Source organism: Candidatus Omnitrophota bacterium, from assembly GCA_028693815.1.
In the GTDB taxonomy this organism is placed as follows: domain Bacteria; phylum Omnitrophota; class Gorgyraeia; order Zapsychrales; family Aceulaceae; genus Aceula.
Window position 1 is genome coordinate 41,625 of record JAQUUP010000011.1, and the last position, 16,180, is coordinate 57,804.

At 38.4% G+C, this 16,180-nt stretch carries 6 protein-coding genes and 1 pseudogene; all 7 read right to left on the bottom strand.

Annotated features, from left to right (window positions below; genetic code table 11):
* The coding region (locus PHY73_05100; GenBank protein MDD3375082.1) for a C25 family cysteine peptidase at positions 1-2,537 on the bottom strand (2,537 nt) is incomplete at its 3' end.
* Between the two features lie 404 nt (positions 2,538-2,941).
* Entirely contained in the window at positions 2,942-3,352 is a 411-nt protein-coding gene (locus tag PHY73_05105) for a pyridoxamine 5'-phosphate oxidase family protein (GenBank protein MDD3375083.1), read from the bottom strand.
* Positions 3,349-4,161: an XdhC/CoxI family protein gene (locus PHY73_05110; GenBank protein ID MDD3375084.1), complete on the bottom strand. Its 813-nt coding sequence runs from the start codon at positions 4,159-4,161 to the stop codon at positions 3,349-3,351. The genes PHY73_05105 and PHY73_05110 overlap by 4 nt, the downstream gene beginning before the upstream one ends.
* A 503-nt stretch (positions 4,162-4,664) precedes the next feature.
* On the bottom strand, positions 4,665-6,602 hold the full coding sequence (locus PHY73_05115) for an FG-GAP repeat protein (protein MDD3375085.1): 1,938 nt from the start codon (positions 6,600-6,602) through the stop codon (positions 4,665-4,667).
* Between the two features lie 174 nt (positions 6,603-6,776).
* Positions 6,777-7,607: pseudogene (locus PHY73_05120) on the bottom strand (S8 family serine peptidase).
* 991 nt (positions 7,608-8,598) lie between these two features.
* Positions 8,599-12,279: a C25 family cysteine peptidase gene (locus PHY73_05125; GenBank protein MDD3375086.1), complete on the bottom strand. Its 3,681-nt coding sequence runs from the start codon at positions 12,277-12,279 to the stop codon at positions 8,599-8,601.
* Between the two features lie 57 nt (positions 12,280-12,336).
* A complete protein-coding gene (locus PHY73_05130) occupies positions 12,337-16,038 on the bottom strand; it encodes a C25 family cysteine peptidase (GenBank protein MDD3375087.1) in 3,702 nt (1,233 codons plus the stop codon).
* Positions 16,039-16,180: the final 142 nt, after the last annotated feature.

Here is a 16,180-nt window from a genome sequence, read left to right on the forward strand (position 1 = left end):
ATTCCTGCAGGCGCAGTCCATAAATATGTTAAATCATCATCTTGTGGATCTGATGATCCTGAACCATTTAATTGAACAAGTGTTCCTTCATCTACAGTCTGATTACTTCCAGCGTCAGCTGTTGGTGGTGTATTAATAGGCTCATCTGAAAAATTAAATTGATATTCTGGATCTCCTAATAAATTTGTTTCTGTAAATATAAAGCTTCCCATAAAAGTGCCTGCTCTAAAAATATTCTTTTCATGACTATATGAATTTAGTCTTCCTAAAGTTTTTTCTTCAAGGCCGCTTTCATTATTAAATGCTCCATCCCAGAACCATCTAGCAAAATGCTGAGATGGCCCATTTGTTGATACGGAGCTAAACCATCCATACCTACTATTCATAACAGATGCAAAAGCTCCTTTTTGTGAAGGAATAGTAGTAAATCTTTCGACAATAGCATCATTGGCAATCAAATAACCTTGATTGTGGCTAGAGTCACCCGGAGCCCAGTTATCAAAAGCGCCGGAATAACAACCCTGCGAATAAATAAACATTGGTTCTGGATTGTTTAAAGATGAAACATTATTTAAAGATAATTTCATAACATATGTGTTATTAGCATGGCCGAAATGATTGATTAAAGTAATTCCATCATTCATTTGCCCTGTCAAGACATTTTTGGACCATAGATATGCAGGTGGGGTATTTGATGGATATCCGCCAGTAGCCTCATCATAAAGTGTGCCGACCTCGCTATCAGAATACGTAGAAGTAAAACCGACAGTCGCATATCCGTGATATGTTCCGCCATTCTTAATTTCCTCTAAGTCTTCTGTTGCATATCTATAATTTGATCCATAGTGACCTAAATATTCTCCAACCATTAGAGGGTCGATACGATCATTGTTTGTTTCAGCAAGAATAGTTTTTTGAACAAAATTGTTTGCTTCTGTGACACTATCTACAGATGCGCGGCCAACAAACACTTCTGACTCGAGATCCAGATTTGGATCTAAGGTAGCGGAAGTGGAACCATTTAACGTATCGAAGGAAAAGAGCCCAAAAAATGTTCCATCTTCGTTATCATCAAAGCTATTATCAAGATTTGAATAGTAGAGATCTGATGGAATTTCAATTGTTTCAGTATACCAGTATACATAAACTCCATTAACATTGTCATAGTAATAGTTCTGTATCCCAAAGTTTCCAAGGTATCTGACCGGTACAATCGGGGGTTCTGTTTCTCCGCTTGTAATTGTAGACCTATCTGCATCCCCTCCCAATAAAACATATTTTGTCCCAAGCTCTTGATAAGCATATCGGATATAATTTCTTATTTTTGCTGGATTGTCATTAAATTGGTTGTTTGAGCCGCACGTATCTCCCCAATTATAAGGGCCAGTACAGCTATAGTCTTGATTTGCATAGATATCTTCAACCGTTACAACGCAGGCTGATATTGGATTTATAGGTCTTGTTGATTTATGGTCTGCAAGTACCTGGAATGAATCTTTAAGTGCATCGCTTGTAATGATAAGATATTCACAAGTTTCTGTCAGAGGATTAAGCAAAGGACCTCCTCCCATGGGAACTGCAGCACCTGCTCCGGACAAGCTCCTTCCGTCTGGATAAACTTCTCCTTTAGACATAGAGGAAGATATTGATTGAAAATCTGTAGGATAGCTTTCTAGGATGTTTGGCTTTATTTCTTTTTGGATATCGCTTAGAGCTTGTAAAGCTGTTGCTTTGTCGATAGCTTGTGTTGATTTGTCAGTTTTGCGCGCATTGGCCGCATGAGAAATATTTGATAGATACGCGTCTAAAACTAAGTCCTTATCTTTTTCTTTGGCACGGTAGCTGTATTTAATAGTGCTTGGCTTGGTTGTCAATTTTACCGTGATGCTTTTATAATAGGAAATCTCTCCTGTCGCTGGGATATATTCTACCGGATGCAAATTCATGGTTGTAAATGTATAGCCTCGATCGACTTGTTTTAATACTGGCGTGGAGATTTGAGCTGGATACTTGCTGGCCGATGAATAGATGTCTTGATCGGGTTGCGCAAGAGATAAATTAAATCCTTTATCAATTAATTCCTGTTCTGGCAGCATGGGAATTGGTTTTTTTCCATAGCTTATTTTATACATGCCTGGCAGTGTTATTTTTTCTTTAGGGGTAACCACGTAGGAATCTAAATCTGTTGCAAACGGTAATAATATTTTTACATAACTTACCGGTATCTCTGGCTTTCCGACTTCGCTTTCTGTTTCTGTAGCGGGCATGGTTATTCTGTAATAATCATCTTTTTGAGGTGTTAGTTCTGGAGCATCAAAAGTGTATGTTACGCTTATTGTCTTATCAGAGTTTGTCTTGGCTGAAGTGTTTCGTTGGCCGGGTTGTTTGCCAGAAACTTTTTTGGTTTTCATATTTCGCGAAAAGTGATTATTTGCATAACCGAGCGAAGTTGTGCTTGGGAAAACGAGCACCATGATTAGGGAAATAATAGTTTTTACTGTTTTAAATTTTCTTGCTTGGAATAGGCAATTCTTCATTTTTTCCTCCGTGGCATAGCATTAATTTAACAAATCTTTCTACAAATATAGCATACAGGAATGCCGAAAAGGTTATTTGTAGAGGTCTTAAGAAACCGTTTCCTCGAACGTTATTAATTCGTCATAACTATTTGCCGCGTAATGATTTATAATATATCTGATTTTAGTACGAAAAAAATAAGATTGAAAATAGTTGAGAATTCCTTAATAAACACGAACTTATTGGTTTTAGAAGGTGAAATTTAAAGAGCCCGCTGAAATTTGTTTCCGCGGGCTCTTTAAATTCTTCTCTGGAAAGTTGTTCGGTTCAAAATACAGGAAAAACGATAGAATTACGAAAATAAAATATTTTTTGAATTCAATTTTCTTGAATAAAGATTTTCTTTAAAAGACGAATAAAATTTCTATTTCCAGTTAATTTCTTGGGGAGATTGGTCGCTAGCAGACATAGCCTCGGCTTGAGTTATTTCCACTTCAGCAAGCGAAAAATTTGGATCTTCAGGTCCACTAAAATATTGCCTGAGCATGGGGCTGTTGTCCCACATGGTTTTCTTGCTTTCGTCACTGTTGGTAACTATTGCTTTTCCAGCGATACGGCAATAGGACATTTTTCGATCGACAAAACACATTTCAACTTTTGGATTCTTTTTGATTTGTGGGATAGAGCGTATGTGAGAAAGAAGCGCGATAAGGATCTTGCCTTCTTCGGTGACATATGGACCGACTGGGCGTAGCCGCGGTTGGTCGCCTTCTGTTGTTGCCAAAAAGCCGAATCCAGCATCTTTAATTAAATCAATAGCATCTTGTTTTGTCATTTTATTATTCCCTTCTTCTTGAGATTGAATTTTTTTGTACCAACAAATTCTTTTTTTGTAATAGATATTATTTCAGCCATGACCGATAAAGCGATTTCATTAGGAGTTTGAGCACCGATATCAAGTCCAATGGGCATATGGATTTTGTTAATTATTTTTTGAGATATTTTTTTTGCCTGCAGTTGGGCAATAAATTGATTTCGCTTTGATCGACTAGCAATCACACCTAAATAGGCATTATTTGTTTTAATAAAATGGTTAAGAAATTGAAAGTCAGTCTCATGGTCGTGCGTGGCGATGACAATATATGTATTTTGATTGATGTTGAGATTTTTTAAGGTTCCGACTGAGGATGGATTAATTATGTGGTCGACATGCGCAAATTTCTTTTTGTCGATAAATTTTTTTCGGGTGTCGATAATAGTTACATTAAATTGAAGAAATTTTCCTAAAAAAGATAGAGCCAGGCCAACATGTCCTGCTCCGCAGAGGATAAGCTTGTTTTGAGGCAGGATTGGCTCGATAAAAACTTTCAACGTACCACCGCAGAGATATTTTTCTTTTTTAGAAAAATTAAGTTCAATTAAGCGTGGGGTTCCAGATTTGATAGCTGCGAGACTTTCCTGGATCGCTTTTTTTTCGTTGCCCCCTCCTCCTATCGTGCCTTCAATAGTTCCGTTTTGAAATACCATCATTTTGGCTCCAGCTTTTTGAGGAGTGCCTTTAGCGGTAGATTCAACAACTGTTGCTAAGGCGCAGGGTTGAGCTGTTTTTGAGAATTCTAGAATTTTTTGAAGGATTTTTTGCATAAAATAAAAATAAAAGATTTAAAAGGTTTTATATATTAAAACATAAATTGAGCTAAATTTCTATAGAAATTTAGCTCAATTCGGACTTAGAAGAGATTCAAACTAAAATCATTTAATATTAATTAATATTCTTTATCGATTGCTATCAGTTGATTGAGTTTCCAAAGATATTTTAGGTTTTGCCAAGAGAAGCCCTAGAATGCCCACGTTAACATAAATAGTAATTAATTTAATTGTGATAGGAAAAAAGGGTTTTTCAAGAAAAGGGCTGCCTCTTCTTTGGCGGGGGCAGCCCTTAAATTCTTACCGCATGAACTTTTTAATTATTTCTTCTGTGCAGGATATGGCTTTGTTTATTGGTCAAATATGATATCAAATGGCTGTAAGACTTTAATGTAATAGCCTCGGCCAGGCTGCATTTGTTCAATTGTATTTGTATTGGTTTGGGGCCAATATATGTGACCCGTGCCATCTTGAACAATAACAAAATTTGATTCATTTCCTTAAAAAACATCTACGATCAGTCTTGGAGAAGTCACTGGATAACCCATCATGCGCCACCCGGGATTAAGTGAAATCGTCATTGGTAAGACAATAGCGCTCCCTTGAACGGATAAAGTTGCATTTTGGTTGATCCTAACGTTGTATCCTTGTGCAACGCTCATGTTGTTGATCGTATTAATGTTATGCGCAGGCCAAAAAATGTGGCCTGCCCCATCTTTAACAATATCCAATTTTCCTTCAGCCACCAACGCTGCGAAAACACTCTCAACGGCCGGATTTCCTGGTTGAACATTTAAAGAAATCATGTTCCAACCATTGTGAAGATTCAAGGTTTGCTCTGCAGAGGATGCCATCGCTGTATAATCTTGAATGATATCATCTATTACATGAGTGTAAGTAGACGTTCCGTTATCAGGATTAAAACAATATCCATCCTTTGAAAGACGGATCCAGCCTGACCATCTTTCTGGGACAACAAACTGATAGTGGCCATCAACTGTCGTCGTTACTGGTTCTATGTCGGGGTCACCTGTCCTTACCACAACGTCTTTTAAGGGAATGCCGTTTTCTGAAATGATCCCCGAAATTAAATGCTTTGAGATAATAAAAGCATTACCCACCATAGGTGTTGCACCGTGTCCTAAAGGATTTCCAATAAGCATCTTATTTGCCGCTACAAAAACTTGGGCTCCGAAAAGATCGGGAGAGGATCCATCTGGTGGTAAAATTCTTTTTGTTTCCGTTGCCGGCCAAGATCCTTCTGCGTTTTTTTTAAAAAGATATGCACCCTCTTGATTTGATCCACCATAAGACCCAACGAGAATAACATCGTCATCGATGGAAATAGATCGGCCAAAAAATTGTCCGGGGATACCATCTGAAGGCAAAATTTTCTGAGTTTCCTCTTGAGGCCACGTGCCATCAGTATTTTTAATAAATATATAGGCTGCCCCAGCGCCAATATTGCTGGAGTTTATCCCATCGCTTCCAACAACCAATGTCTCTCCAGAAATAGATACGGCTTCACCAAAATAATTTTTCGGCACCGCATCGCTAGGAAAAATAATCTGGTTTTCTGACCAAAGGCCGGTATTGGGATCACGCGTGAAGATATAAATCTCACCCGACCGATTAGCAGACCAACAAGGAGCTGAGACAACAAGAGTGTTATCTTGAGCGCAAAGGCTGGTCCCAAAAGCACTGTTAATAACTCCATCGCTTGGCGCAATAATCTGGCTTGCATTTTCAGGCCAAGCACCGTTAGCATTTTTATTAAAAATATAAACAGCGCCAGATTTCACATTGTTTACAGTAGCGTTGGCGTCTGAAACAAAGAGTGTGTTTTCTGTTAAAAAAAACGTATTTCCGAAAAGTCTACTGTGTCCTGGCTGCGGAAATCCTTGAATCAGCTGTGTATACTGGGAAGGCCACGATCCATCAGGATTTCGATCGTAAACACACGCAAAGGAGTCTGCACCGACAACAGCTGTGTCATCAAAAATTGAGACGCCCCAACCAAAAAAAGAAGTTGATACGTTGTTGCCGATAGATAGTTTTTTTGTTTCTTGGTGAGGCCAACTACCATCTGAATTTCTCGAGAAAAGATAGGCAGCTCCTTTAAAATTATTGGCTGTAGGAGTTGCAATGATAGCGGTATCATTTGAAATCAATAATCCATAAAAACCAAAGGCATCTTGGTCTGTTTCATTGCTGGCAAAAATTTTTCCATTATTCCAGTTGTTAAAAATTTGAACAAGATCTATGTATGCGCGATTGTTTTGATCAAAAGCAGTTAATTTAAAATAGAGCAGAGTATTGATTTCTAAAACATTAAGCGTGGCTAGAATTGGGTATGCGATTTCGCCGTTTGGTCCAATCTCTAGATTTTTTTGTTCAGTGGCTTTTGCGTTATCCGCTAACAGCCAAGGCCCGTCCATTGATTGCGCATACTCAACCTTGTATGAATTAAATGACTGTCCATAAGCTACCCCTCGAATTTCAATTGTTTCATTCTCAAAATGTTGCTGGTGTTGTTGTGGCGAGAATATTCTAGCGGCTATTGGAGCTTGGACTTCTAAAGCTGCGTTAGCGTTGACGAGCCCATAACCAAAGTAAATATCAAATCCTGGATTACCGAGATCCGTTGCTGAAACACGTAAGGCTGACCGCAACTCCTCATTAGTCCAATCAGGATGCTGGGCTTTCATCAGCGCCACGACGCCCGCCACGTGCGGACATGCCATGGATGTTCCACTAGCTCGATAGTAGTTGTTGTCAACAATATGCGTTTCATCGCCGTACATGTTTGTTCCCGTAGCTCTGAGAGATAGCACATCCACACCCGGGGCTGAAACATCAATTTTGAATCCGTGATTAGAGAACGATGCTTTTTCATGATTAAAATCGCTAGCAGCCACATCAATGACACTTCGTATATTGGCTGGAGTAGAGTAAATAACATCCGTATCAGAGTTTCCTGCAGCCACAACATTGACACATCCGCTAGCATGGGCAAAACCAAAGACATTTTCCAGAACAAAGGAATATCCTATGCCGCCTTATGAGCTGCTTGTAATATCGGCTCCATTCTCAACGGCATAGAAGACCGCTGAGGCAAGGTCATCATCATACCCGTTTCCCTGGGAGTCTAAGCCTTTTAATGCCATGATTTTCGAGAGAGGCGCGACTCCAATAACGCCGAGGCCATTTTCTGCAGCGGCAATGGTTCCTGCACAGTGCGTGCCGTGTCCTTGGTCATCCATGGGATCTGTGTCATCGCTGACAAAATCATAACCATAATGCCCACTTTTATTCTGCCACATATTTGCCTTAATATCCGGATGAGCATAATCAACACCAGTATCAATGACAGCAATAATAACTCCGTCTCCTTTAGATTTTGCCCAAGCTCCTTGCGTGGCAATAGGGTCACCAGCGTGCATAAAATCTGGGGTCAGACCGTACATGTCTCGATACACATTCCCCCAAGTACCGGTTGAAGAATAATAGGGGTCTGTAGGCTCGTAATATATATAGGCTTTGCTAATGAATTCAACAGATTCGACATTGGGATCATTTTCGTACGCGGCTTTAACTTCACCGATCGTGACTTTTTCGCTATTAAAGACCATGATAAAAGTATTGGTAAGCTTTGCAGCAAGGTGCGCCTGGAGATCAGGAACGGCATGACGCGATCGTTTGGGATATCGAGTATTCATCTCCTTGATACTATCAGCGATTTGTTGCTTCTGTTTTTGTTCGATCGATTTTGCTAAGTGTGACGAAATAGATCCGACAAAGTGCTGACGCGATGCCAAAGAGTCGGAGTTAATCAATGGTTTTAGCTCTTGCACAGCATATGTTTCATTTAAGATATCCAGATTTTTTGTTCCAGTCACTTGCTCAAATTTCTTTTTGTCTTTTATCAAATCAGTGGCAACAACACAAAGACCTGTGCCTTCCTTGAATCTGATGAAAAGTTGATCCTTGCGATATTGATCTGTTTGTGAAGAGATGATAGCGTTATCAAAGGTGTCTTTAAATTTTTGTTCGTTGCTTTCAGGAAAAGATTTCAGGGCTGGTCTCACAAAGACTTCTTGACCGCCAGAAACAAGAACTCGCGCTGGCATGGCATCGAGACTAGTCATCTCTTTTTGCGGCATAGCCGAAACAAATTTTGAAAAAATACAAGCACTTACGGCCAGTCCAAAGGCCACCAAAGCAAAAAACATCCACTTTATTTTTTTGTAATTATGCATCATTGTTACTCTTTTTCGGAGAATATAGCATATTTTGAGAGTAAAACAAGGATATTCTCGATATAAAATACTTAGAATAAAAAATTTCCAGAAGATTTATATATTACAATATAAATTGTGCCAAATTTTTATAAAAATTTGGCACAATTAGGTCTTCTTACCCATATTCAATTTATCAATTACTCTGAATCGATGTTTGCTCTGATGAAATTATAAAATTAATTTTCTCAAAATCTCCAATATTAACAAATGGATCTCGAATTGTTAAATAGTAAAACTGACTCTCTGCTTGCTGATTTAAATTAAAAGACCAACTTCCGGTATCAAAAACAAGTATATTTTCAAGATCGTAAACTTTTTTGCCAATATAATGGCAAGGTGTATTATTTCCTTTGTCAGGGGCTGCTTGTTCGTATTCTATATGGTACATTTCTATTTCGACATAATTGTTCGAAGTAAGCTTGTAGGCATTCCATTGAATATTAATTGGAATCGGATTTTCTATGTCCGCAATGATTGTTTCCTCATGAACAGGATTGATAATACGGATTGGACGGATAATTGATTTAGGTCCGCCATAAGCACCCATGTCATTTCTGCTTCCATCCGGGTCATAATATTGGTTGTGAGTATGTCCCGCATTGATGCAAAGGGATATTGGTTTGAGATGAAAATCTTCTTTTTCCGGATCCATAAATTCAGGATTTTCGCTGATATTGCCTAAAATGGTTCCTAATTGAAATATTTCCCATAATACTGAATCGTTGACATCGTTATAGTAAGCGTGAAGAGACATATTGTTAGGGAAATTTCCGGATCCGGACGTTACCCCTGTATCATAAAAAATATTGTTGAATATTATTAAATTTAAATGCAGTTCATTATCGTAAGATGTAACGATATGGAGGTTATTTTCATTATTAAAAATAGTATTATTAATTAAATGGACCGCTGCGGATGATTTTCGATAAGTTTGTTCTTCAGGTACCTGGATTCGGATAGCGCGATAATTTTTTGTAAAAATATTATTGTTTAAAATATATTTTGGGTTAACACTGTGTAGAATGTCGCAATCAATCATAAAGGCGTTATCATCCCAGTTTTTAAATATATTGCGGACAAATAGATTCTTTTCATCATTAGTATTCATAAAGGTCGGATTGATATAAACGGCAGATCCGGTTGCGTATCTACCATCAAAAGTAATCCCTTCTAGACTAACAGAAGCGCCATTGGAATAAATTTTGTCATAAACAGTGGTTTTGTCTGGGCCGTTAAGACTTCTTAACGCTAAACTTTTACAAAAAATTGTATTGCCATCGCCATAGGATCCATCATTAAGATAAATTTCGATTGATTTTTGTGGATCGGGTTTGTAGCTATCTCCTATTTTGTCTTTGAGTTGGGCATGTTCGACCGCATCTAAAAGATGCGAGTAGGGATATTGTTGCGTTCCATGCTCAATGCCGCTGGCGTTGCTTTTATCGACATAAATAGGAAAATATTTAATTTGACTATTAAAACAATTGTTGATCTCGGATAATTCATCGATTGTGTCATCAGGGTCAGGCCAGGTCATAAAATGACGTGCGCTTTCACCTGCGTAAGTCCATTCATAGTTGCCTATAAAAGACGTTTGATGGAGAAAAAGCGGAATGTCCCAAGATTCAAGTTCCTCTTTTTCAACATCACCGTTTTCAAAACCATTGATTGACAATAATTTTATCGTCACATTCTCGACATCCTGTTGTTCACTATTATTATGAACTTCGCACGAAATATTCGTGACTTCACCAAGGTTGGTTGGAAGCTCTGGTGCAAGAGTTGTAGACTTTGATGTAAAATCCGGTTTTGTTGATTGACCAATATGACCACTAAAGTCAAGGGCAGGATCACCAAGAAGAATATGTATTTTATGGTTACGTTCGCATCCGTTATGACCCAAAAAGGTTTCTCTTGTTTTATCAATAGCTTGACCGGAGGTATAAAGATGATTTTTAAAAATAGAATAGAATGCTTGGTCTAACCATCCTATAGAGGGTCCGCGTGTTGCCCCAAAAAAACAAACAGCTCCTCCGTCTTCGTGTTTAAGCCATCTTTCTCCAAGGCAGTCATTCGAATGGTCGATTTTAGCTGTGTTGCAGGCGTGGCTTAGAACGAGAGCTGGTAATTTATCAATATTCGTTAATTCAAAAGGATTAACAGGTGGAAACCAAGAGACAGGGCTTCCATGTGCCTGGTATCCCACAAAAAGAGCCCCATCCTCATTTAAAATATCTGTGATTTTTGTACTGTCATAACGAAAGAAGTCAGAAACATTACCGAGTTTTGGAAAATATTCGTCATCAAATTCATCGATTTCTTGCTTATTGTGCAAAAGAAGGTCTCGGATTATCGTACTTGTTTCTTTTGGTTCTATTAATTTCTGGTTCGCATAATTTCCTGCTAAAAGAATAGAACGTGTTCCATAATGATTTTCTCCTTGGGGTGGATTGTTTTCAAAATTAATGATTTTAGAAACCATTATACCTAGTTCTTCGGCATCTTTCGCAGGTAAACGTCCAAGCATAACATCATTAAGCGTATCGTCCCCTACCAACCACACATAATCATTATCCCCCGCATCTAGAGATTCCTCGCTAGACCGCCAGGTTGGCAGAAACCAAGGAGCTGCATTGCCTCCGATGTCCGCGTCACCGACTAACAGTAAATATTTTAAGGTAGGCATTGCTACAGACGGACGCCAATTTTTATAAACCATTCTGGTAAATTCTTTGATGCTTTCTTCGACAAGGGCTTGGGAATAGGCGAGATGGATCTCGTCTACATAAGCGATGGCAATTTTGTAATCGCCTCCCTGTTGTCCCTCCTCGCCAGCACGATAACTCGCCCAGTTCATAAGTTGCTCATGGGCTAGCGGGTCTTCATCAAATATTTTAGCCGCAACAACAAGATAATCAGGATGATACCCATAGCTTGGGTTAGTTAGATCCTCACCTCTTACCTCAACAATACTGCCTAGGCTGGGTGTTTGCTCGCTGGATTTTTCATACGCATAATTAGGAATAAGCGCGTTGAATACTTTATGAAAAGGATCTCTTCCAGTGTTTATAATAAATTTATTGTTCTTATTGCTGCTTTCATAACTAATCTTGATCTGAGCAAGTTTGATTCTTTGAGTGGTTTTTTCTTTAGGATAATAGAACAGTGTCGGCACGGAAATTTTAATAATATGCATATCGTGCTTAAAGCCTTCTTCGATCATCTTGGCTTGATAATCCGGAAAAGGTTTATCATCAAGATAAACATCCTCATTAATGGTGAATACCTCTTGACTTGCCATTATGCCATTGTCAAGTTCTTTAAAAACAATTTCTGGAATGGGATACAGATCAATATTTTCATTTTTAAAGTCGGTAAGACCTAAATTTATCTTATTGATCTTAATATTCTTAGCGTCTTTTGGGATTTGAAGCCAAATAATTCGATGAAGAACTTCGGGACTACCGATGTCACCAAGAACCTTAAACTCACCGCTGGCTTTGTATCTTCGATAATCTTGTCCGGACGGACTTTGTGCAAGCTCATAATCAAAAACATCAGGAAACTCGACCTCAAGGCTAATGCCTTTATGATCTGATGAAAGAATTGTTATATCTTGCATGTTTTCAGGCATAGGGTCTTGGCGGACAAATGTTCCGCCGTTGGGATAAGGCGGCAAGGTATTGCCTGTGCCGTTTGGCTCATGATTGCCCCACGTAGGATTGATTTGCGCGATGCCTGGTGAGCTTGCGTTAAACACAAACCCAATGATGGTGAAAAAGACAATAAGATTTTTTGTTTGCACTTTGATCATCTTGACCCTTCCTTTTTTAATAAATATGAAGTTTTTATGTTTTTTATAAATAACAATTTATCGATTACTCTGAATCGATGTTTGCTCTGATGAAATTATAAAATTAATCTTTTCAAACTCCTTTGAATTTTGATGATTTGTTATTGTGAGCCAATAGGCCCGAGTTGGAATTGCTTGCTCAATAATTGTTGAGTAAACGCCGTTGTTTTCTGCCAGGGTATCGAGGTCTACAACTTTTTTCGTAAGGTAGTGAAAAACAGGGTTACCTTTATCTGGAGCCATTTGTTCATATTCGAAATGATAAATTTCAATATGAACAAGATCTTGAGGGCTAAGCTGATACGCGTTCCATTGAATATCAAGCGCATATTCAAAGGGAATCTCTGGTGCTGTGACGTATATTGTATCTTCATGGATTGGGCTTATAATTCTTATTGGTCTTATTGTGGCGTCGTAACCTCCATAGGCTCCCATATCTTTAGGACTGCCATCTGGATCGATCCCCCAGCCTGCTGCATCAATGCATGGTGAATTTGGCTTAAGATGAAAGTTACGTCTATTTGGATTCATAAATTTCGGATCAGCTAAAATGTTGCCTTCTGGCACAAAATTAGGATACATATTTTCAAGAAAAAGGAGATCATCAAAATCAGAGTACGCAATTTTAATCCTTAGATCATTTGTTGAAAATTCTTCAGGTAAAACGCTAGGTCCATTGTTCCAGAAAATACTGTCGTTAGAAAAGAAATAAAGTTGTTTGCCGCTTTGATAGCTGTTGGAAAGTTTTAAATTATTTTCATTTTCAGAAACAGTTGTATTTTCAAGCCATATTGACCTAGAATATCCATCATCTTCAAGATCACGTATAACGCCATAATTATTAAAGAAAAGACAGTTTTCAAAAATAAGTGATCTGTCCGTATCTATCGCGTAATTATTGGAATTCTTAAAAACAGATCGAAGAATGCTGTTTGAACTTGTGGTACGTTGACCGGAAGCCTTATTCTCAGGACGTAAACGAGTCAACAATGGGCTGTCCATTTTGCTGCCATTAAATGTAATATCTTTAATACTAATACTTGGCGCACTTAATGTTAAGTGATCATATATGATTGTTTGATCGTGTCCATCTTTGCCTTCCAGAAGGATTTGTCTGTCACAATCAAGCTCTCTTCCATTACCATAAGACCCACTATAAAGGTAGATTGGGATATAAGAAGTCCTCCCGCCATAATAATGTTTTCCAATAAGATCATGTTCTTCGGCATGTTGCAGTGCTAGGGGCAGATCACCGTAGGGATTTTTTTGTGTTCCATGTTCTTCGCCGATATGCTTTTGATCAACATAGATAGGATAATATTTCCTTATTGAATTAATATGATTATTAAATTCAGATCGTTCATCAAATAAATTGAGTGGATCAACCCAGCACATTAAATGTATGCTAGACTCACCATTATATATCCAGCTATCAGCAGGAGTGGATTTTGGTATATAGGGCTCTAGTGAAGCGGATTTAATATTGCATAATGGCTCTACATTCCCTTCGTTTACGGAAAACAATTGATAGTGGATATTTGACATGGCTCGAGGAGAATTGTTTATGATTTTAGAAAAAACGCTCATTATACTGCCAATTTCGCAAGGATTTGAGTATGAAACTGTTGAAAGTACTCCAAAGTCAGGTTTTGTTGACTGCTGGAAATGAGGAGCAAATGAAATCGCGGGATCGCCTAAAAGGATAAATATTTTATGGTGAAGATAGTCAACATTATAAAAGTAAGTGATAGGGTAGTAGGCTCGTATTTCATCAAGAATGACGCCAAGATTTCTTCTGTTATTATCAATGATCGCTTGATAAAAATTTTGATCTCTTGACCAGGTTGAGCCACCAGCTTGCCGTGTTGCTCCCCAAAAACAAATTGATCCGCTACCTGCTTTTTTAATCCAGTTTTCTCCATATGAGGGAAAGATCATATTGTTGTATTCTGGATGCGCGTAATCAAACCGTGCTGTTGAACAAGAGTGACTCATAACAACCAATGGCATTTTGCCAGCATTGTTTAATTCTTCTGGAATAACGCCAGGATACCATCCTGTCCAGCCTTCGTATGCTAAAGATGGGGAACCATGACCCATATATGAGAGAAAAAGGGCTCCATCAGTATCGAGAAAATTCTTTATTTTGTCATTATCATAGGAAAATTCCGGTATCCCAAATTCATAATTACAATTATACTCTTCAAGCTCATACTTACTATCCTCTTTGGATGTGCCAACAATCAAATCGCGTACAAGATTTTCTGTTGGCCCCGATGACATCCAAAGAATTCGTGTGCCATAATGGTTTTCTGTTTGTGGAGGATTGTTTTCAAAAGTAATAATTTTATTAGTTAGAATAGCGAGTTCTTCTTCTGTTTGAGCCGGAAGCCTGCCGAGCAGAACATCGTTTAGATAATCTTCGACTGTGCCGCTCTCTTCTTCTAACCAGACATAGTCATTGTCTCCCGCGCTCCCTGATAGCATGTACGGATCTTGTGTCCTCCAGGTCGGTAAAAACCATTCTTCATTATCATGACTGTAGTCCGCGTCGCCCACTAACAAAAGATAGTGAAGATTTACAACTGGACATGGAGATACCGGTCTCCAGGAATCATATACCATCTGAATGAAGTCTTTAATATTTTCCTCTTTTGTGTTTTGTTGGTTATAGGCTTGATAGATTTCATCCGTGTACGCGATGGCAATTTTATGTTGATCGCCAAAGGTTGATCGATGTCCTGCCCAATTCATCAAGGCCGGGCTCGTGCGAAATTTCTTCGCGGCAATCACAAGATAATCAGGGAAAAAATCGTTACTATTGGCCCAATCAGGATCCGTTAAACCTTCAAGCGGTATTTCCTTAACAAATCCCTGGGTTGGATTTAGACTTGGTTCAGTCTTTTGATAGGCATAATTAGCAATGGTATCAATAAATATTTCATGAAAAGGATCAGAGGATGCGTCTATGGTGTTAAGGTTGTTGTTTCTTGATTCACTTTCATAGCTAATCGTACAAGACATGGCCTTTAGTTCTTTAAGGTTTTTTTGTTTTGGATTATAACGCATGGCAGGAATGGCTATTTGAATCTGGTGCATCCCATGCTTGTATCCTTCTTGAGTGATTGAAGCGTATTCAACAGGGCTCCAGGTATCTTTTTGATATAACTCGTCATCGATATAAAACTGTTCTTGCTCGATAGGAATATTCTTTTCTTTGTCTTCTTCAAAGATTATGTGGGGGCGTGGATAAAGGTTGATTCGTTCTTTATTTTCTTCTTTAAAGTTTGGTTTGGTCTCTTGAATTTTGATATTTTTAGCATCAAACGGGACTTGCAGCCATATCAGGCGTGACAAGATTTCAGGCTGACCAGGCCCTGATAAAACTTGATAACGATTGTCCGCTTTGTAGCGGCGATATTTTTCTCCATCTGACCCGTAAACCGTTTCATAATCAAAGGCATCTTGAAGTTCTAAGTGTAAAGAAATGTTTTTATTTGTTGAGGAGAAAATTGTAATGTCTTGTAAGTTTTTGGGCATAGGGTCTTGGCGGACAAATGTTCCGCCGTTGGGATAAGGCGGCAAGGTATTGCCTGTCCCGTTTGGCTCATGATTGCCCCACGAAGGATTGATTTGCGCGATGCCTGGCGAGCCTGCGTTAAGCACAAACCCAATGATGGTGAAAAAGACAATAAGATTTTTTGTTTGCACTTTGATCATCTTGACCCTTCCTTATTTTAATAAATATGAAGTTTTATTGATTTTATTTTTCAATATTATTCACTTTAGTTTTTTTATTCAAAAGATCTTGATTATTTTCAATCGTAAATAATATATGATCTCGGATACTTGGATTATCTAT

What these genes read in the sequence shown, in the direction of transcription:
- PHY73_05105 (MDD3375083.1), bottom strand. Translation starts at nt 3,352, where the DNA reads ATGACAAAACAAGATGCTATTGATTTAATTAAAGATGCTGGATTCGGC.
- PHY73_05110 (MDD3375084.1), bottom strand. Translation starts at nt 4,161, where the DNA reads ATGCAAAAAATCCTTCAAAAAATTCTAGAATTCTCAAAAACAGCTCAA.
- PHY73_05115 (MDD3375085.1), bottom strand. Translation starts at nt 6,602, where the DNA reads ATGGACGGGCCTTGGCTGTTAGCGGATAACGCAAAAGCCACTGAACAA.
- PHY73_05125 (MDD3375086.1), bottom strand. Translation starts at nt 12,279, where the DNA reads ATGATCAAAGTGCAAACAAAAAATCTTATTGTCTTTTTCACCATCATT.
- PHY73_05130 (MDD3375087.1), bottom strand. Translation starts at nt 16,038, where the DNA reads ATGATCAAAGTGCAAACAAAAAATCTTATTGTCTTTTTCACCATCATT.